At 67.3% G+C, this 18456-nt stretch carries 17 protein-coding genes and 3 tRNA genes; 12 read left to right on the top strand and 8 right to left on the bottom strand.

Going from position 1 to position 18456, the window contains the following annotated elements; all coding sequences use genetic code 11:
* Positions 1–5: 5 nt before the first annotated feature.
* On the bottom strand, positions 6–1073 hold the full coding sequence (locus ACOGW9_RS10735; RefSeq protein ID WP_419911079.1) for a 6-phosphofructokinase: 1068 nt from the start codon (positions 1071–1073) through the stop codon (positions 6–8).
* A gap of 35 nt (positions 1074–1108) precedes the next feature.
* Positions 1109–2311: a CaiB/BaiF CoA transferase family protein gene (locus ACOGW9_RS10730; protein ID WP_419911077.1), complete on the bottom strand. Its 1203-nt coding sequence runs from the start codon at positions 2309–2311 to the stop codon at positions 1109–1111.
* Positions 2312–2706: 395 nt separating this feature from the next.
* Between ACOGW9_RS10730 and ACOGW9_RS10725 the strand changes: the two genes are divergently transcribed.
* Entirely contained in the window at positions 2707–3528 is an 822-nt protein-coding gene (locus ACOGW9_RS10725) for a hypothetical protein (RefSeq protein ID WP_419911075.1), read from the top strand.
* Positions 3529–3551: 23 nt separating this feature from the next.
* On the opposite strand, the gene ACOGW9_RS10720 is transcribed toward ACOGW9_RS10725, so the two are convergent.
* Both ACOGW9_RS10720 and ACOGW9_RS10715 read right to left on the bottom strand, forming a co-directional pair.
* Positions 3552–3625, bottom strand: a tRNA-Val gene (locus tag ACOGW9_RS10720).
* 79 nt (positions 3626–3704) lie between these two features.
* A tRNA-Cys gene (locus ACOGW9_RS10715) sits at positions 3705–3775 on the bottom strand.
* Between the two features lie 239 nt (positions 3776–4014).
* Here ACOGW9_RS10715 and ACOGW9_RS10710 point away from each other — a divergent pair.
* The 11 genes from ACOGW9_RS10710 (at position 4015) to ACOGW9_RS10660 (ending at position 12635) form a co-directional block, all read left to right on the top strand.
* The gene (locus tag ACOGW9_RS10710; RefSeq protein ID WP_419911073.1) at positions 4015–5214 is read left to right on the top strand and encodes a DEAD/DEAH box helicase; all 1200 of its coding nucleotides are present in this window, start codon (positions 4015–4017) and stop codon (positions 5212–5214) included.
* Between the two features lie 82 nt (positions 5215–5296).
* The gene (gene metX, locus ACOGW9_RS10705) at positions 5297–6535 is read left to right on the top strand and encodes a homoserine O-acetyltransferase MetX (protein WP_419911071.1); all 1239 of its coding nucleotides are present in this window, start codon (positions 5297–5299) and stop codon (positions 6533–6535) included.
* A complete protein-coding gene (locus tag ACOGW9_RS10700; RefSeq protein ID WP_419911069.1) occupies positions 6532–6741 on the top strand; it encodes a DUF2834 domain-containing protein in 210 nt (69 codons plus the stop codon). The genes metX and ACOGW9_RS10700 overlap by 4 nt, the downstream gene beginning before the upstream one ends.
* The gene (locus tag ACOGW9_RS10695) at positions 6738–6962 is read left to right on the top strand and encodes a hypothetical protein (RefSeq protein ID WP_419911067.1); all 225 of its coding nucleotides are present in this window, start codon (positions 6738–6740) and stop codon (positions 6960–6962) included. Before ACOGW9_RS10700 ends, ACOGW9_RS10695 begins: the two co-directional genes overlap by 4 nt.
* Positions 6963–7049: 87 nt before the next feature.
* A tRNA-Gly gene (locus tag ACOGW9_RS10690) sits at positions 7050–7126 on the top strand.
* A gap of 156 nt (positions 7127–7282) precedes the next feature.
* The gene (locus ACOGW9_RS10685; protein WP_419911065.1) at positions 7283–8242 is read left to right on the top strand and encodes an SDR family oxidoreductase; all 960 of its coding nucleotides are present in this window, start codon (positions 7283–7285) and stop codon (positions 8240–8242) included.
* A 214-nt stretch (positions 8243–8456) separates the two neighbouring features.
* The gene (gene dapF, locus ACOGW9_RS10680; protein WP_419911063.1) at positions 8457–9446 is read left to right on the top strand and encodes a diaminopimelate epimerase; all 990 of its coding nucleotides are present in this window, start codon (positions 8457–8459) and stop codon (positions 9444–9446) included.
* Positions 9446–10804, top strand: a complete 1359-nt coding sequence (hflX, locus tag ACOGW9_RS10675; RefSeq protein WP_419911061.1) for a GTPase HflX — start codon at positions 9446–9448, stop codon at positions 10802–10804. Before dapF ends, hflX begins: the two co-directional genes overlap by 1 nt.
* Positions 10805–10840: 36 nt before the next feature.
* A complete protein-coding gene (locus ACOGW9_RS10670; RefSeq protein WP_419911059.1) occupies positions 10841–11092 on the top strand; it encodes a type II toxin-antitoxin system Phd/YefM family antitoxin in 252 nt (83 codons plus the stop codon).
* Entirely contained in the window at positions 11089–11352 is a 264-nt protein-coding gene (locus ACOGW9_RS10665) for a type II toxin-antitoxin system RelE family toxin (protein ID WP_419911057.1), read from the top strand. The genes ACOGW9_RS10670 and ACOGW9_RS10665 overlap by 4 nt, the downstream gene beginning before the upstream one ends.
* Positions 11353–11444: 92 nt before the next feature.
* Positions 11445–12635: an aminotransferase class I/II-fold pyridoxal phosphate-dependent enzyme gene (locus ACOGW9_RS10660; RefSeq protein ID WP_419911055.1), complete on the top strand. Its 1191-nt coding sequence runs from the start codon at positions 11445–11447 to the stop codon at positions 12633–12635.
* 41 nt (positions 12636–12676) lie between these two features.
* On the opposite strand, the gene miaA is transcribed toward ACOGW9_RS10660, so the two are convergent.
* The 4 genes from miaA to recA all read right to left on the bottom strand — a co-directional run bounded on the left by miaA (position 12677) and on the right by recA (position 18301).
* Positions 12677–13696 (bottom strand): tRNA (adenosine(37)-N6)-dimethylallyltransferase MiaA, encoded by a 1020-nt coding sequence (miaA, locus tag ACOGW9_RS10655; RefSeq protein ID WP_419911053.1) that lies wholly within the window; start codon positions 13694–13696, stop codon positions 12677–12679.
* Positions 13697–13709: 13 nt separating this feature from the next.
* On the bottom strand, positions 13710–15206 hold the full coding sequence (locus ACOGW9_RS10650; protein ID WP_419911051.1) for a MiaB/RimO family radical SAM methylthiotransferase: 1497 nt from the start codon (positions 15204–15206) through the stop codon (positions 13710–13712).
* A gap of 66 nt (positions 15207–15272) precedes the next feature.
* Entirely contained in the window at positions 15273–17060 is a 1788-nt protein-coding gene (locus ACOGW9_RS10645; protein ID WP_419911049.1) for a flavin-containing monooxygenase, read from the bottom strand.
* Between the two features lie 155 nt (positions 17061–17215).
* A complete protein-coding gene (gene recA / locus ACOGW9_RS10640) occupies positions 17216–18301 on the bottom strand; it encodes a recombinase RecA (RefSeq protein WP_419911047.1) in 1086 nt (361 codons plus the stop codon).
* Positions 18302–18456: the final 155 nt, after the last annotated feature.

Here is an 18456-nt window from a genome sequence, read left to right as displayed (position 1 = left end):
CGGCCTCAGAACCAGCGCCGCGAAGTATGCAGCGGTGTCAGCACCGGTGCCGTGGAGATGAGATCCAGCAGCTCCAGTTGGTCCTCGCTGAGATAGCGGGTGCGGCCTGCGACTTCGGCCAGCGGTTGCAGGGCGATGCCGGTGGAGTGCACTCCCACCATGCATCCCGATGTGCCCTCCATGAGCACCTCGACTGCACGGGCTCCGAGCCGGCTGCCGAGCAGCCGGTCGGCCGGCGTCGGCGGCCCGCCGCGCTGGATGTACCCCAGCACGGTGGTGCGCGTGTCGTAGCCGGTGCGCTCCGCGAGCAGGTCGCCGACGAACTGCCCCATGCCGTCGAGGATCCGATTGCCCCATTCGTCGGTGCCGGTGTCGGGCGCCTCGACGCTGCTGTCGGGGATCGCTCCCTCGGCGACGACCACGATGGACGCGTTGCGGTCGCGGTGATGCCGTGCGATGAGACGCTCGGCGATGCCGTCGATGTTGAACGGCGCTTCGGGGACCAGGATCGCGGCGGCGCCCCCGGCGATGCCCGCACCGGCCGCGATGTGGCCGGCTTGGCGGCCCATCACCTCGAGCACCATGATCCGGTTGTGCGACTCGGCGGTGGTGTGCAGCCGGTCGACCGCCTCGGTGGCCACTCCCAGTGCCGTGTCGAATCCGATGCAGACGTCGGTGCCCTCCACGTCGTTGTCGATCGTCTTGGGCACTGCGATCACCGGGAACCCGGCCTCGGAGAGCCGCCCGGCGGTGATCAGCGTGCCGTCGCCGCCGATCGTCACCAGCGCGTCGACGCCGTCTCGCTCGAGCTGTGCTATCAGCGGCGCCGCTCCCTCGGTCTCGAGGCGGCGGCTGCTGCGAGAGGTGCCGAGCATGGTGCCGCCGCGTGGCAGCGCGCCCCGCATTGCCTCGGAATCGAGCTTGACGCTGTCTCCCTCGAGCACGCCGTTCCAGCCGCGCCGGTAGCCGATGACGCTGCGGTCCAGCTCGTGTCCGGCGGCGCGCACGACCGCCCGGATCGCCGCGTTCAGGCCTGCGCAGTCGCCCCCGCCGGTGAGCACCCCGATTCGCACGGGCTCAAGCTAATGGCAGTGCCGATCGAGCGAGCTCAGGCGGCGACGAGCACCCCGGCAGCTTCGAGCTGGTCGAGGCGCTGGTTTCCAAGCCCGAGCAGGCCGCCGATGACGGTGCGGTTGTCGGCGCCGCGGGCCGCGACGTGGCCATCAGTGCCGATGCCCGAGCCGAGCGCCGGGCGCGCTGGCACGGCGAAGCCCGAAGCGGTCTCGGCCAGCAGCCCGCGATGCGCCGCCCAGTCGGTCTCTGCCAGCTCGGTGATCGAGCGCATTTCCGCCACGCTGAACGGCGTGCCGGCCTCGATTGCACGCCGGAAGTCCTCCACGTCGGCGAAGCCTGCTGCCCATTGGGTCATCTCGTCGTACAGCTCGTAGCGGTTGGCCATGCGTGCGGCAGGCGTGGCGAATCGAGGCTCATCGGCCAGCTCGGGGCGGCCCATGGCCTTGAGCAGGTCGTCGAACCAGGCCGCGGGATTGCCGGCGATGGCCCACACCCGCCCGTCGGGCAGCACCAGGATCGGGCATTCGTGGGCGAGCCCGGCATTGGGCTCGTCCCAACCGCCCGACAGCTCAAGCGCCGACCACTCCTGGATGTACACCATCGCTTCCACCATGCAGACATCGATGTGACCGCCTCGGCCTGTCCGGGCCGCCTTGACCAGCATGGCGTTGATGGTTGCTGCAGCCGACATCGCCGTCACGATGTCGCCCACCACCAGCGGCGGGTTCTCAGGCCGGGCGCCGGTCTCGCGAATGGCGTAGTCGATGTAGCCCGACTCCATGTGGCCGACGGGTGCGTACGCCCGCTTGCCGGCCCACGGACCGGTCTGGCCGAATCCTGTGACCGAGCAGTACACGAGCTCTGGGTGCGCGGCGCACATCTCGTCAGGTCCGAGTCCGAACCTGGCCATGACGCCGGGCCGGTAGTTCTCCACGACGGCATCGCAGCGGCCGACGAGGTCCCGCACGAGTTCGGGAGCCCCGGGCGCGCGCAGGTCGATCGAGCAAAAGCGCTTGCCGGCGTTCTGCTGGGAGAAGTACGGGTTGACATCGCCCGGCACATAGGGCGGGAACGTGCGGCTCAGATCGCCGTCGACCGGCTCGATCTTGATGACCTCGGCTCCCATGTCGGCCATCATCCGGGTGGCCAGCGGTCCCGCCACCACGCGTGTGAAGTCCAGCACCCGGATGCCGTCAAGCGGCCGCTCCCCAGCCGCGCCCCCGCTGCCGTCGCCCATAGCGCCGCGAAGTCTGGCACGCCCCGCGGCTGCGCGTCCTATTCGACTCTGGTCGGGTCGGCATTGGGGTCGAACCCGGGGGTCGGAACGGTCTGTGCAGTTCAGAGTCCCGTACCATCTGACGGCTTCGGAGTCTGAGCGAATCGAGTGTCATGCCTGAGACGGTTGCGTCGCTGAGGGCGCGAGCGCTGCGCTTTGGGCAGATCGGGGCTGCGGTGGCTGCCGCGGTAGTGCTGGGCTGCGGTTGCGCAAGCGACACCGCAGCTCCGTCAGAAAGCGACGCGCCGACGGCGGCGACTCAATCTCGAGCCACTTCACCTGCAACAAGCGTCGCTTCGACGGCCGCAACGACACAGCCCCCAGTCGCCGCGGCCGACTCGCAGCCCGAACCGACCATGACTGCCCAACGCGCCGATGACGCCTCCTCAGCGCCCGAAACCGAATCCGATGATGCTGAGACTGCAGCCGCGCACGATGCATCTGACTCAGCCACTGCCGACCACCGAGACAGCAGCGCAGACGAAAGCTCATCCTCGGACGCCGCAGAGTCCGACGACGACAACGGGGCGGGAGGGACAACTGAGACCGAAGCCGAGCAAGGGGAGCCTCACACAGCCGAACCGGCGCCTGAGCTGGTCCGCTGGGACAGAGCCAAACTGGAGGCATTGTTCCCGCATTGCCCGCCGCCGTACGCCGGTGATGCGGACGTATGGGCAAGGTGGTTCGGAATCTATGACGAGTTCACAGAAGCGCACCTTGACCGACGTCACATCGCTCCGAAGTGGCCGCGGCTGACCAGCGGGGTGCTGCCTGCGTTGTATGCCCGGATCAGCCGCGACGGTTATCGGCCGGGCGATGACGCGTCGGACTGGGCGCACGCGGAAGGCATCGTGCCGCCTCGCGACATCTCGCACATGACCCAGGCCCAGATCGCAGCAGTGCTGCACGACTGGATGTCGTACCGCCATCAGTTCGCCCCCGAGGGCGACCACGCCCCGGCTGCTTGGGGGCTGCGGATCGTGGCTGAGGTGTCCTCGCTGTCGTGCGTTGCGAACACGATGCGCAGCGCCTGTGGCGAGTTCAGCGACCTGACGCACCCCTTCTTGCAGAAGCCGCACCTGCGGTACGACGCAGATTCTTCATCGCTCGGGCGGGCGCTGTGGAGCATCGTCTGCGGACAGGCACCCACGGAAGAACGGCTCGGAGGGGGCTCATGATGCACACCGCAACGCTGCCAGTGTGGGCGATACAGGAGTCGAACCTGTGACCTCTTGCGTGTCATGCAAGCGCGCTAACCAACTGCGCCAATCGCCCTGAGGGCGACTCACGCTAGCACCCTGTCCACGCCGCTCGGCCGACGCCTCGGGCCCCGTTCAAGCCCGGCCGGCCAGCGAGGCGGAGACCGGATTCGAACCGGCGTACACGGCTTTGCAGGCCGCTGCCTAACCACTCGGCCACTCCGCCCGGGCTTCCGCAGGGTAGTGGTCTGCCCCCCGAATGACGGCAGCATTTCCAGCGGCGCCAGCCGCGGCACATCAACAGTCGATCGGGGCGTCACACCCCGAGCGCCGCCGTCCCACCCCTCTGCTCCCATACACTCGGCAGCCAAGGCAGTTCGCCGTGTGGCCCCACTGCCCAGCGTTGCCGCAGCTCACGTCGCTGGCAGCACCACCCTCTGGGCCACGACCCTCGAAGAGACCCCTGTGAAGACATTCAGTGAACTAGGCGTACCCGAACCCCTCTGCGACACCCTGGCTGACCAAGGAATCACCGAACCGTTCGCCATCCAGGAATTGACCATCGGCGAGGCGCTCGCCGGACGGGATGTTTGCGGCAAGGCCAAAACCGGCTCCGGCAAGACCCTGGCATTCGGCCTGCCGATGCTCGCACTCACCCCCCGAGCCAAAGACGGGCATCCCACAACCCTGATGCTCACCCCGACCCGCGAGCTGGCGAACCAGATCGCCGCCGTCGTTGAACCGCTCGCCAAGGCGGCTGACCTGCGCTCGATCGCCACCTACGGCGGCACCAACATCGAGCGCCAGATCGAACTGCTCGCCGGCGGCATGGACGTCGTGATCGCCACGCCAGGCCGGCTCATCGATCTCATCGAGCGCGGCGCCATCAACGTGTCAGGCATCAAGCGCGTCGTCGTGGACGAAGCCGACCGCATGGCCGACATGGGCTTCCTGCCCCAGGTGGAGTGGGTGCTGCGCCACATCGACGGTCAGCATCAGACGCTGCTGTTCTCGGCCACGCTCGACGGCGTCGTCGACACGCTCGTCAAGCGCTACCTGCGTGACCCCGTCTTCCACGAAGTCGTCGAACGCGAGGTGACCGTGGCAGAGATGGGCCACCTCTTCCTGTCGGTGCACAAGATGGACCGGGTGCGCGTCGCAGCGCGCATCATCGGCGCCAACGGCCGCACCCTGTTGTTCACCCGCACCAAGCGAGGCGCCGACCAGCTCACCCGGGAGCTGCGCGAGGCCGGCGTGCAAGCGGGCGCCATCCACGGCGACCTGCCGCAGGTCAAGCGCGAGCGTGCACTCGCCAGCTTCTCCAAGGGCAAGCTGGCCGCCCTCGTCGCAACTGACGTCGCCGCTCGGGGCCTGCACATCGACGACGTCGACGTTGTTGTGCACTACAACGTCCCGCCCGAGCACAAGACCTACCTGCACCGCTCGGGCCGCACGGCGCGGGCAGGGCGCAGCGGCACCGCGGTGACGATGTTCCTGTGGGACGAGGAGCTCGAAGTCCGCCAGCTCCAGCGGCGGCTCGGACTGCGCCTGCCCCTCCATGACATGTTCTCGAACGACGAACGCCTCGACGACCTCGTGGCGTTCGCCGACAGCCCGGACAACCTCGGCACAGCGGGCACCCGCGCATCTGGCACCGGCCGCTGAAAACCGCTTCAGGCCTGCAGGGGTCGACAGGTACCCTTGACCGTCCACAGGACGGGATTTCCCACGGCACGAAGGCGCAGTTGTGGACGGTGCGAGGCGCGCAGGCGCCCCCAGCGATGAACCGGCGGTATGGCGGCTGCCTGCCTCGGGTGCATGGCACCCCGGTCTCGGCGCGGCCGAACGGCAGTTCTTCGAGCTCTCCCCGGATCGGCCGTTCACCCTCGAAGGCGGCGGCGTGCTGCACAAGCCAGTGCTCGCGTACGAAACCTGGGGAGCGCTCGACGCTGACGCGTCCAACGCCGTGCTGGTCTGCCATGCACTGACCGGCGATGCACACGCCCACGGCGCCGCGCACCCGCCCGCTCAGATCACCGAGGGCTGGTGGAACGACTTCATCGGCCCCGGCCGCCCGCTCGACACCAACCGCTACTTCATCGTGTGCGCCAACGTGCTCGGCGGCTGCCAGGGCAGCACCGGCCCGTCGTCGCTGAACCCGTCCACCGGCGAGCGCTACGGGCCCGATTTTCCCGTGGTCACCAACCGCGACGTCGTGCGGTCGCAGTGGGCGCTCGGGCGGCACCTCGGAATCAATCGCTGGCTCAGCGTCGTCGGCGGCTCGATGGGGGGCATGGCCGTGCTGGAGTGGGGCATCACCTACCCCCAGCGGGTCGGCTCGCTGGTGGTGATCGCAGCCTCAGCGGAGGCGTCCGCGCAGCAGATCGCCTGGAGCAAGGTCGGGCGGCAGGCCATCTATGACGACCCGAACTTCAGGGGCGGCCGCTACTACGACGCGCCCGACGGGGAAGGACCCCATCGCGGCCTCGCCAACGCTCGGCGGATCGCGATGATCCACTACCGCTCCGGCGACGAGTTCGATCGCCGGTTCGCCCGCCACAGCGAAGACCCGGTGCTTCCGCTGCGGCTCGAGCAGCGCTTCGACGTCGAGAGCTATCTCGACTATCAGGGGGCGAAGTTCGTGCCCCGCTTCGACGCCAACACCTACCTAGTGCTCAACAAGATGATGGACCTCCACGATGTCGGGCGGGGCCGCGGCGGCATCGACGCGGCGCTCGCGCGCATCGTGGCGCCGACCATGGTGATGAGCGTGCGCACCGACTTCCTCTACCCGCGGCCCCAGCAGCTCCGCATCGTCGAAGCGCTGCGGCGCCGGGACGCGATGCGGGTCGAACACGTCGACATCGACAGCGACAACGGCCACGACGGCTTCCTCACCGAGCCAGATCAGACCGGCCCGCCGATGGGCGAGTTCATCGACGACATCTACAAGAGCGCTGCGGGCCCCCCTGGAGCGGCCCGTTGAGCGGATGGGCCGCGGCGATCCTGGCGGAGGGCCACGCCAACGTGCCCTCCGAGGCAGTCGGCTCGGGCCTGGGGGTGTGGTGGCTGCTAGTCGCGCTGTGCGCACTGCTGACCGTTGCGTGCGCCGTGGGCTTTTTCTTGTACCTGCGGCGAACAGCCCCAGATCAGTGGCAAGGTGAAGACAGCACCGTAGGGGAGGCTCCATGAGCGACACCTTCGACCCGCAGGAGATGATCGATCGCTTCGCCGAGCGCGCACAGGCCGTCCGGAAGCGGAATCTGCCCGCCATCGGCGGCGAGGAACGGCGCCACTTCATCCGCCAGGCAGAGCTGGACTTCATGGACTTCGCCATGATCGGCGACGCCGAGGCCGCTCTCGCCGACGGCATCCTGACGCTGCGCATCGACCTGCGCTCCCCAGCGGAATAGCGCCGCCGCGACGGGGCTGAGCAGGCGCTAAGGCGGGTCGATCTCACGCGTCGCTCCGGCAGGTGCTTGCTACAGTGATCGGCCCACGCGGATGTAGCTCAGTTGGTTAGAGCGCAACCTTGCCAAGGTTGAGGTCGCCGGTTCGACCCCGGTCATCCGCTCCACACTGTCTCGACAGCGCGGGCAGCCGCAGCGGGCGTCGCACTCGACGCCCGGATGTGCCAACCTTGTGCGGCTTTTGCGGGCTCCGCAGCAGCCAGACACCAATTCAGGGCGGCTCGTGCGGCGCGCCCAGCGATCATCGGGAACGGGAGAACAACATGGGTGCACTCGACGGGCGTGTCGTGCTGATTACCGGCGCCGGCCGTGGAATCGGCCGTGAGCATGCACTGCTGATGGCGTCCGAAGGGGCGAAGATCGTCGTCAACGACCTCGGCGGCTCCGCCGACGGCACGGGCGCAGATCAAGGACCGGCACAAGAGGTGGTATCCGAGATCGAGGCCATGGGCGGCGAGGCAGTTGCGAACGGCGACAGCGTCACCGACTGGGAGGGCGCCCAGCGCATGGTGAATGCGGCCGTCGAAGCCTTCGGCGACCTGCACGTGCTGGTCAACAACGCCGGGATCCTGCGCGACCGCGTCGTGGTCAACATGACCGAGCCGGAGTGGGACGCCGTCGTGGAGGTGCACATGAAGGGCCACTTCTGCCCGACCCGCTGGGCTGCTGCCTATTGGCGCGAGCAGTCCAAAGCAGGCAAGGAAGTCAGCGGCTCGATCATCAACACGGCATCGGGCGCAATGCTGGGCAACCTCGGCCAGTTCAACTACTCAGGCGCCAAGGCGGGCATCGCTGCGATGACGCTCGTGGCAGCCGGCGAGCTCGCTCGCTACAACGTGCGCGTCAACTGCCTGGCGCCGGTGGCACGCACACGCCTGACGCTGCAGACGCCTGGGCTGGGTGACGTGGTGAAGGCTCCTGACGACCCGGCGGAGTTCGACGTGTACGACCCGGCCAATGTCAGCCCGCTGGTGGCGTACCTGTCGACCGCAGACTGCCCGTTCACCGGCGGGGTGTTCCATGTGGGCGCCAATGAGGTGGGCCTGTATCAGGGCTGGTCGCTGGCGGATGACGACATCATCGTCACCGAAGGGCGCTGGACCGTCGAGGGGCTGGCCGCCATGGCTCCGCGGCTGAATGAGGGCCGTTCGAAGCTGGCCTCGGTGGCAACCTCGATCGGCGACACCTTCAAGAACTACGGCCAGCGCGAGCCGACGGCGTAGCACATTGGGTGCTCCGCGCTCCCGGGGTGCACGGGGGCAGGGGCACCCATGCTCAAACAGATGAAGCGCCTTGTGGTCACGTCGCGTGGGCTTGGGGGCGCTTCATAACTGCGCGTGGGCACCCCTGCCCCCGCCCACCCCTCGGCGGTCCGGTTCATTGCCCTACCTGAGAATTCGCTCGTGAATTTCCGGGTTCAGGTGTGACAATGGACCTGTGGACACGCTCCGACTTGCCAAGCACCACGCGCTGCGCAACGATTTCTTGATCCTGCTGCTCAGCGCTGACGAGAAGTCCACGCTCGACGCGAGCCTGCTCGATTGGTCCGGCCTAGCTAAGAAGGCTTGCGACCGGAGGAGCGGCATCGGCGCGGATGGACTGATTCTCGGCATGATCCAGTCGTCGCCGCGGGCGCAGTGGGAGGAAAGCACGTTTGAGAACTCCCGATACGTCGACGGCACTGCCCGTATCCGCATGGTGTTGTACAACTCGGACGGCTCCGACGCTGAAGTAAGCGGCAACGGAGTTGCTTGCCTCGCCGACGCGCTCGCGCACTCGCAGGAGCCATGGCGCACTGCCTACGACGAACTTCGTGAGGCCTATCTCCGGGTTGAAGTCGAGACGGATGCCGGGGACCGAACAGTCGCATGGCGCAACTCAGTCTTCGACACGCCGCATGAGGGTCGCGTCGTACTCGACACAAACGTCGATGTGAACATGCCATTGGTCATGCCTGGACCCGAAATCAGTCCAGCGCTTGACGCGCTCATCAGCGAACGGTTCGGCGGGGCGGCGAGAGGAACCGGCGATGTCGGTAATCCTCATCTCGTTATCAACGCCGGAGGGCAGATTGACGAAATCGAAACTGCACAACTCGGCGCGCTGTATGAGAGTTACTTTCCCAGGGGCATCAATGTGGAGTTCATCTGGTCTAGGGGAGACGAACGCCCTTCGATTGGAATGTCCGTGTGGGAACGAGGTGCCGGGATTACTCAAGCTTGTGGCACAGGCGCGGTCGCAGCTGCCGTGCGCGCTGGTGACTGGGGAGTCGTGCCGCGTGACTTCGGCACGTACGTACATATGCCTGGCGGCGACTTCGCACTGGTAGTGCAGCTCGGACCGACGAATAAGCCACAGTTGCAGGTGCACGCAGAGCGCATTGCGGACATCGACTGGCCGTTGCGTGGACCTTGGCTGGATGCTTGATGGCTGAAGCTGACGACGTGGGCCAAACGGTGGACGAGAGTCATCGGGGGGGCTTTGGGGAGTTTGGGGGGGCTGAGTCGGGGCTTATTGATCGGGCCTTTCGGGAGCAGATCGTGCTGGTGGGGGTGCAGCTGGCGGAGCGGACTGCTGACGAGGTGGACGCCAATCTTGACGAGCTGGAGCGGTTGGTCGACACTGCCGGGGCGGACTCGGTGGAGCGGATTGTTCAGCGGCGGGATGCGCCCGACCCGGCGACGTTTGTGGGGCGGGGGAAGGCTGACGAGATCCTCGATGCGTCGCTTGAGCACGATGCCGACACGGTGGTGTTCGACGACGAGCTGTCGCCGGCGCAGCAGTTCAACTTGGAGCGGATACTGAAGCGCACGGCGCTCGACCGCACGGCGGTCATTCTTGACATCTTCGCCCAGAACGCCACGACGCTCGAGGGCAAGGCCCAAGTCGAATTGGCTCAGCTTCGCTACCGGCTCCCCCGGCTGCGCGGCCGCGGGCGTCAGCTCTCCCAGCAGGCTGGTGGCATCGGCACGCGGGGGCCGGGCGAGACCCAGCTCGAGGTGGACCGGCGTCGTATCCAGCGACGGCTGGCCAGGCTCGAGAAGGACCTGCGGGGGCTGCGGCGCACCCGGCTGAACCAGCGCAAGTCGCGCCGGCGCTCCCGTTACCACACAGTCGCGATCGTGGGTTACACCAACGCCGGCAAGTCAACCCTGCTGCGGCGCCTCACGGGGGCCAACGTGCTGGTGGAAGACCGGCTGTTCGCCACGCTCGACGCCACTACCCGGCGGCTGCAACTACCTGGCGGCGAGACGGTGCTCGTCACCGACACGGTCGGGTTCATCAAGAAGCTGCCCACTTCGCTGGTCGAGGCGTTCATGTCGACGCTGGAGGAAGTGGCCGAGGCCCACCTGCTGGTGCACCTCGTCGACGCCTCGGCGGCGGAACCGGAGATGCACATCAATGTGGTGCGCTCGGTGCTGCGCGAGATCGGCGCTGGGGACATCGACGAACTCATCGCGTTCAACAAGTGCGACGTTGCCGACGACGGCACAGTTGGACAGCTGCTGGAGCGTTACGAAGGCTCCCGTGCGATCTCAGCCGGCAGCGGCGACGGTGTCGAGGATCTCCTGCTCGCTGTCGGAGATCGGTTGCGACATCTCACGGAAGTCACCGAGTTGCGCATCCCTTATTCCCGCGGCGACGCCCTCGCAGCCGTCCACCGCGAAGGCGAGGTCCTCTCGGAGACTCATGACGACGGCGGGACCGTGGTGCGCGCCCGGCTGGACGACGTCGCCCGCAGCCTGTTCGCCGAGTTCGTCATCGACGTTGACGCCTGGGAATGAGAACCTAGCGCCGGTGCCATTTTGTACAATTCGTACATGATGGAAGTTGCAGTGAGCGAAGCACGAAACCGGCTTGCCGAGGTGATCGACGACACTCGCCGGTCAGGCGAACCGGTCTCAGTGACGAGACGCGGCCGACGCGTGGCAGTGATACTGAGCTCGGAGGCCTTCGATCAGCTCGTTGACCGCGCCGACGAGCTCGATGACCGCCGTGAGCTTGAGGCAGCTCGAGCTGAGGACGACTACGTGCCCTGGGACGAGGTCAAGGCCGCGCTGGGACTCGGGTGAGCCGATACCGCGTTCACCTAGCACGCCGCGCGGTCAAGTCGATTGCTCGGCTGCCGCGCACAGAACAGCAGCGCATTCGAGCAGCCATCGACTTGCTCGCGGATGAGCCGAGACCTCCCGGATGCGTGACACTCACGGGCGAGGAGGGCGTGTACCGGGTGCGGGTGGGCAACTATCGCATTCTCTACGAGGTCGTCGACGACCGCCTGCTCATTCTGGTGGTCCGTGTCGGCCACCGCCGCGATGTCTATCGGCGCTGATGAGGCCTGCGACGGGTGCCCTCGCTGCGCGGATCGACATCGCCTCCACGTCAACGGGACTGTCTGGCCGCAGATCAGTGCACACTGATGCGGTGAACGCACGCGCCGGGTATGTGCCGCCGCCGTATCCCTATGACCGGCTGGACGAGCTGAAGCCGCTCGCTGAGCGGCATGACGGCGGGCTGGTGGACCTCTCCATCGGCACGCCGGTGGACCCGCCCACGCCGGCTGTGCTGGCAGCGCTGGGAGGGTCGGATTCCGAGCGCGGCTACCCACCGTCGATCGGTACGCCCGAGCTTCGAGAGGCCGCCACGCGCTGGTGCGCCGAACGGCTCGGTGTGCAAGTCGACGCCGCTGCAGAAGTGGCAGCGACGATCGGCTCGAAGGAGTTCGTGGCCGGGCTGCCGCATTGGCTGCGCCTGCGCACCCCCGAGCGGGACACCGTACTGTTCCCGGAGATCAGCTACCCCAGCTATGCCATGGGGGCTGAACTGGCCGGCTGCCGGGCAGTGCCCGTGCCGGCCGACGAGCACTGGTCGATCCGGCTCGACGCCATCAGCGATGCAGATGCCGAGCGGGCACTGGTGCTGTGGGTCAATACGCCGGGCAATCCCGCTGGCGGCCTTGACGATCTCGATGCCGCTGCGCGCTGGGGACGCGAACGGGATGTGCCTGTCTTCAGCGACGAGTGCTACGCCGAGTTCACCTGGGACGGACCTCCACGCACCATCCTGACGCCGGCCTCCGCGGCCACGGCCGGCGACTCAACTGGCGGCGATGAGTGCGGTGCAGAGTCGGGCAGCAGCGTGCGCGCTGAGGTCGACGGCGTGGTGGCAGTTCATTCGTTGTCCAAGCGGTCGAACCTGGCCGGGGTGAGGGTGGGCTTCTACGCAGGTGATCCCGAACTTGTCCACTACCTGCGAGAGGTTCGCAAGCACGCCGGTTTCATGGTGCCGGGGCCCGCGCAGGCGGCGGCGGTCGCAGCGTTGGCAGACCAGGTCCATGTTGCTGCGCAGCGAGAGCGGTACCGGAACCGCTTGGAGCGCCTTGCGCGGATCGTGGGCCGTTTCGGTCCCGAGCCTGCGCTGCCCCGCGGCGGGTTCTACCTGTGGGCCGCAGCTCCCGACGGCGACGCGTGGGCGTTCACTCGCACGCTGCTCAGCGAGGTGGGCATCCTCGTGTCGCCGGGCGAGTTCTACGGACCGGCCGCGGCCGAACGTGTCCGGGTCGCTGCCGTGCTGACCGACGACGCCCTCGACATGGTCGAATCCCGCCTGAGCTAAACATTCGACCAAAACTCGAGACTTGTCGTGGCCCGGGGCCATCAAGGTTCGAGTTGCGCTATCCGGTCGGCCATCTCGGCAGGGTCGCCGTGCGGGATCCAGGTGATCCGGGGGTCCCGAGCGAACCAGCGCTGCTGGCGGCGGGCGAATCGCCGGGTGCGTGCGATCGCTACGTCGAGTGCCTCGTCCAGCGTGCACTCCCCTGCCAGATGCGCCCGCAGCTCCTTGTAGCCGAGGGCTTGCGCGGCCGTGCGCGACAGCGATGCAGCGGGCTGCGACAGCCCAGCGGTTGCCGACCCCAGCTCGTGTGACGCGTGGTCGACCATGAGTCGGCAGACCTCGTCCACGAAGCCCATCTCGATCTGCTGCCGGTAGCGCTCCGCGATACGTCGATCGAGTGTGTCTCGGTCGATCTCGATGCCGACGATGCGGTAAGGCACCGGTGCATAGTTCGTCAGGCCAGGGCCGAACGATGAGAACGGACGCCCGGTGCCCATGCACACGGACAGTGCCCGGACGATCCGGCGCAGGTTCGTCGGCTCCATGCGTGAGGCGGCCAACGGATCCAGCTCAGCCAACCGACGGTGCAATTCGGCTGCGCGCTCGTCCTGTGCGGCCGCAGCATCGGACGTGACGACGGCTTCGGCTTCGAGCTCGGCGGCGATCGAGGGGAATTCCGGGGGCGGCGTCAGGCCGTCGACGACGGCGCGCAGGTACAGGCCGGTGCCGCCGACCAGTAGCGGCGCCGCACCGCGGCCGGCAATGTCGGACATCGCAGCTTCGAACGCAGTGGCGTAGTCGACGACGGTGAATCGCTCTGCGGGATCGACGAGGTCGATGAGATGGTGCCGCACCTCGGCCTGTTCGGCGGCAGTGGGCTTGGCGGTGCCGATGTCCATGCCCCGGTACACCTGCATCGAATCGACCGACACCAATTCCGTCGGATCTGCGATGTCCGACCGGGGGTAGGCGCGCCTTGCCAGCTCCAGCGCGAGCGCCGACTTGCCCGACGCCGTCGGGCCCACGATGACCAAGGGCCGATGGCCGCCGTCACCACCCATGGCGTACCGCCTCTCAGCGGGCGGCAACCGGGATGCGCGTGCGGTGTCGCGCTGGGGCGGTGACCTCGATGAGCTCGCCGCTGAGGTGGAACGTGGCGGCATCGGTCACGCGCACGCGGGCGTAAGTGCCGGTTCGCAGCGGCTTGGCGGCGGCGAAGTGCACCAGGCGGTTCTGGCGGGTGCGACCGGTGAGCGTGCCCGGATCTCGCTTGGACGGTCCCTCCACCAGCACCTCTTCGACGCGTCCCACTCGCGACTCGTTGCCCAGTCGGGCGGAGCGCTCGATCACGGTTCGCAGCTGCTCCATGCGCCCCGCTGCGACGTCGGGGGCCACGAACCGGTCGACCAGCTCTGCGGCTTCGGTGCCCGGCCGCGGCGAGAACACGAACGTGAATGCGCTGTCGAATCGGGCAGCCGCCGCCAGTTCGAGCGTGTCAGCGAAGTCCCGCTCGGATTCGCCGGGAAAGCCCACGATGATGTCGGTGCTGACAGCGAGGTCATCAACGGCGGCGCGGGCGGCCTCCAGCCGCTCCAGGTAGCGCTGGGCGGTGTAGCCCCGGTGCATTGCCCTCAGCACTTCGTCGCTACCGGACTGCAGGGGCAGGTGCAGGTGCTCGCATACCGCAGGCGTCTCGGCCATGGCTGCGATGACGTCGGTCCGCAGGTCCTTCGGATGCGGGCTGGTGAATCGCACCCGCTCGATGCCGTCGACTGCGCCAACCGCCCGCAGCAGATCGCCGAACAGCGGGCGGGCGGTGCGTCGCCCGTTTGCCCAGCCGCCGCCGGCCCGCCACATGACATCGGCGGAACTGTTCACACCGGGTGAGCTGTTCGTGCCGCGGAGCGCGAGGGTCACGTCACGGCCGTAGCTGTTGACGTTCTGGCCCAGCAGGGTCACCTCGCTGACGCCATCGGCCGCCAGGCGTTGCACCTCGTCGATGAGCTCGCCGAACGGTCGGGAGATCTCCCGACCTCGCACCGAGGGCACGATGCAGAACGCGCACGTGTTGTCGCAGCCGATCTGGATGGTGACCCATGCGGCGTGCTGGGCATCCCGTCGCACGGGCAGCGCCGAGGGGAACTCGTCGGACTCGGCCAGGATCTCCGTCACCGGGCCCGAGACGCGGGCCTCGCTCAGCAGGTCGGCAGCACGGGCCACGTTGTGCGTGCCGAACACCACGTCCACGTGAGGCGCTCGCTGGCGCACGAGATCCTGGTCCTTCTGCGCTAGGCAGCCGGCGACGGCGATCTGTACCTCGGGTCGTTCCTCTTTGAGTCGCTTGAGGTGTCCGAGCTGCCCGTAGAGCTTGTTGTCGGCGTTCTCGCGGATGCAGCAGGTGTTGAGCACGATGACGTCGGCGTCGGCCATCGTCGTCGCGGCCACGAGATCGTCGGCTTCCAGCAGGCCGACGATCCGCTCGGAGTCGTGCTCGTTCATCTGGCACCCGTAGGTGCGCACGAAGTAGCTGCGCCGGCCCCCGTTCTCGCCCGCTCGCTCGCCCGCAGTCACGGCGTCAAGGCTAGGGGCGCGCCCAGAGGCGGAAGGCAGGTTGAACTCAGTCAGATCAGGCCGCGATCAGCGCTGTGTGAAAGCGAAGTTCTCCGACATGTTCTCGCGGGCGTGGGCCATGAAGCCCAGGTACTGCTTGATGTTGCCGTTGAAGTTGCCGTCCTGTCGGCGGTTCTCGGCGCCCTCGAAGTTGTAGTAGCCGGGTGTGCAGTCACGGTTGCGGGTGGTCTTGCCGCGGTTGGCGATGACTTGCTGCACCCACCATTCCTCGGCCTCGGGCAGGCAGTCCATGGTCTGCAGTCCGCCCCGGCGAACGAAGTCGATGCACTCGGAGATGTGCTCGCCCTGGCTGTTGAGCACGTCGGTCAGGTTGAACGCGAAGAACGCCTGGTAGCCCCCCATGATGAACAGGTTCGGGTAGCCGGCGGTGTGGATGCCCAGCAGCGTGCGGATGCCGTCTGCGTACTTGTCGGTCAGCTCCAGGTCGTTCTCGCCCACGATGCGGTTGTAGATGCCGGTCTGCTGCACCTCGAACCCGGTGGCGTAGATCAGCAGGTCGAGCTCGTACTGGATGCCGTCGAAGAGCGGGCCCTGCTCGGTGATCTGGGTGATGCCCTTGCCTTGGGTGTCGACCAGGTGCACATTCGGCCGGTTGAACGTCGGCAGGTAGTCGTTGTGAAAGCACGGCCGCTTGCACATGAGCATGTACCAGGGCTTGAGCGCCTCGGCCGTCGCGGGGTCTTCGACGACCTCGTCGATGCGCCGGTGGATGCGCATCATGGCGTCGATATTGGCATTCTCCTGGCGGCGGATCTTCTCTTCGCGCGACATCGCCGCGCGGCGCGCCTTCTGCTCGTCGCTGAGGCGAGGTCCGGCCATCGCTCGCTCGCGCCGGCGTGCCTGCCAGCCCGGCTTCAGCTTCGCCGCCCAGTCCTGGTCGGTCTCCCAGTCGTCACGGATGTCGATCGAGGACGGCGTCCGCTGGAAGACGTACAGCTCCCTGGACATCTCGCCGAGCTGCGGGATGGCCTGCACCGCCGTCGCACCCGTGCCGATGATGCCGACGCGCTTGTCGGTGAGGTTCTCGAGATCGGCACCGGTGTAGTCGTAGTCCCACCGAGATGTGTGGAACGAGTGCCCGGTGAACCGCTCCATGCCCTCGATGACGGCCAGTTTCGGCTTGGCAAGGGTGCCGTTCGCGCAGATGACGAACTGTGCCGTGATCTCATCGCCACGGTCGGTGCCGATGCGCCACACCTCGGCCTCACCGTCCCAGACGGTTGACGTCACGGTGGTCTGGAACATCGCCAGGTCATAGAGGTCGTACTTGCGGGCGATCAGCCGGCAGTACTCGTAGATCTCATCGCCGGTGGCGTAGTGCCGCGACGGCACGTAGCCGGTCTCGTCCAGCAAGGGCAGGTAGTCGTACGACACGACGTCGCAGGCCACTCCCGGGTACCGGTTCCAGTACCAGGTACCGCCGACATCGGCACCGCGCTCGACGATGCGGATGCTCTCCACGCCCTTCTGACGCAGCCGGGCTGAAGTCAGCAGTGCCGAGAACCCGCCCCCGATGAACAGCACCTCGACCTCGTCGTGCACGGGCGGGCGCTCGATGCGCTCGCTCGCATACGGATCCTCCTCGTAGCGAGCGAATTCGCCGACGAACTCGGATGTGTAGATCTGCGTTCCCGGAGGCCGGTAGCCCAGCCGCAGGTCGCGTTCTTCGGCGAACCGCTGCTTGATGTCGTCGTAGTACGACTGCGGCGGGCGGCCGTCGACATCACGGGAATAGTCGAAGTTGAAGACGTTCTGCGGCTTGTCGGTCTTCTGTTGCCCGGTCTTCTGCGCCACCTGACTCTCCCCGATCCGAGGCGCCTGATCCAAATCCGGATCGCCCCGCTCGCCTACGACCGAATCAGGCTACGGCAACACCGTCGTGCGGTGCCGGTTCGTCAGGACGGCCAGCGAGCGCCGGCTGTTGCACCTGTGCTGGGCAGATCGGAGCGTCAGTCGACGCTGGCGCCCTCGGCCCGTGCTGACTGCGCATCGTCGAGGCGGTCGAGCACGTCGGCATCGTCGTCTGCGTCGCCATCGGCCCCGATGCCGAGCGCCGTGCGGATCCGGCCGTCGATCTCGACCGTGACCTCGGGGTTGGCGATCAGGAATCTCTTGGCGTTCTCGCGGCCCTGACCCAGCTGCTCGCCCTCGTAGGTGTACCAAGCACCCGACTTCTTCACGATGCCGTGCTCGACCCCCACGTCGAGCAGCGAGCCCTCACGGCTGATGCCCTGCCCGTACATGATGTCGAACTCGGCCTGGCGGAAGGGAGGCGCCACCTTGTTCTTGACGACCTTGACGCGGGTGCGTCCGCCCACGACCTCGCCCTCGACCTTGATGGCCTCGATGCGGCGGATGTCGATCCGCACGGACGAATAGAACTTCAGCGCCCGGCCGCCCGAGGTGGTCTCGGGACTGCCGAACATCACGCCGATCTTCTCGCGCAGCTGGTTGATGAACACGCAGATCGTCTTGGTCTTGTTCAGGTTGGCAGTGAGCTTGCGCAGCGCCTGGGACATGAGGCGCGCCTGCAGGCCGACATGGGTGTCGCCCATCTCGCCCTCGATCTCTGCCCGTGGCGTAAGCGCCGCCACCGAATCGACGACCACGACATCGATGGCGCCCGAGCGGATGAGCATGTCGGTGATCTCGAGTGCCTGCTCGCCGGTGTCGGGCTGGGAGATCAGCAGCTCGTCGACATCGACGCCGATGTTCTTCGCGTACACCGGATCCATCGCATGCTCGGCGTCGACATAGGCGCATACACCGCCGGTTCGCTGCGCCTCGGCCACCAAGTGCATGGCGAGCGTGGACTTGCCCGATGCCTCAGGGCCGTACACCTCCACCACCCGGCCGCGGGGAAAGCCCCCGATGCCGAGCGCCAGGTCGATCGCGAGGCTGCCCGAGGAGATCGCCTCGACCGCCATGTGGTGCTTCTCGCCCATCTTCATCACGGATCCGTCGCCGAACTGGCGGCGGATCTGCGTGAGCGTCATGTCCAGCGCCCGGTCCCGTTCTGTGTCTTGCTGACTCATGTCGTCCTCCTCGGACTCCCATTCGGCCGCACCCGGTGTGCGATGCCGTCTTGGGGCACCGTAGAAGCGGGGTGTGACAACTCACGGGTGATTTTCTGCCGTGCGCGAATGACAGCAATGTAGTTCCGAACATCAGTTCGTGTCAAGCCAGGACG

Origin of the sequence: Candidatus Poriferisodalis sp. (genome assembly GCF_965203655.1) — a bacterium.
Classification (GTDB): domain Bacteria; phylum Actinomycetota; class Acidimicrobiia; order Acidimicrobiales; family Poriferisodalaceae; genus Poriferisodalis.
This window is presented reverse-complemented; position numbering and strand designations above follow the sequence as displayed.

What these genes read in the sequence shown, in the direction of transcription:
- hflX (WP_419911061.1), top strand. Translation starts at nt 9,446, where the DNA reads ATGGCTGAAGCTGACGACGTGGGCCAAACGGTGGACGAGAGTCATCGG.
- recA (WP_419911047.1), bottom strand. Translation starts at nt 18,301, where the DNA reads ATGAGTCAGCAAGACACAGAACGGGACCGGGCGCTGGACATGACGCTC.
- ACOGW9_RS10670 (WP_419911059.1), top strand. Translation starts at nt 10,841, where the DNA reads ATGATGGAAGTTGCAGTGAGCGAAGCACGAAACCGGCTTGCCGAGGTG.
- ACOGW9_RS10685 (WP_419911065.1), top strand. Translation starts at nt 7,283, where the DNA reads ATGGGTGCACTCGACGGGCGTGTCGTGCTGATTACCGGCGCCGGCCGT.
- miaA (WP_419911053.1), bottom strand. Translation starts at nt 13,696, where the DNA reads ATGGGTGGTGACGGCGGCCATCGGCCCTTGGTCATCGTGGGCCCGACG.
- ACOGW9_RS10725 (WP_419911075.1), top strand. Translation starts at nt 2,707, where the DNA reads ATGACTGCCCAACGCGCCGATGACGCCTCCTCAGCGCCCGAAACCGAA.
- ACOGW9_RS10695 (WP_419911067.1), top strand. Translation starts at nt 6,738, where the DNA reads ATGAGCGACACCTTCGACCCGCAGGAGATGATCGATCGCTTCGCCGAG.
- ACOGW9_RS10730 (WP_419911077.1), bottom strand. Translation starts at nt 2,311, where the DNA reads ATGGGCGACGGCAGCGGGGGCGCGGCTGGGGAGCGGCCGCTTGACGGC.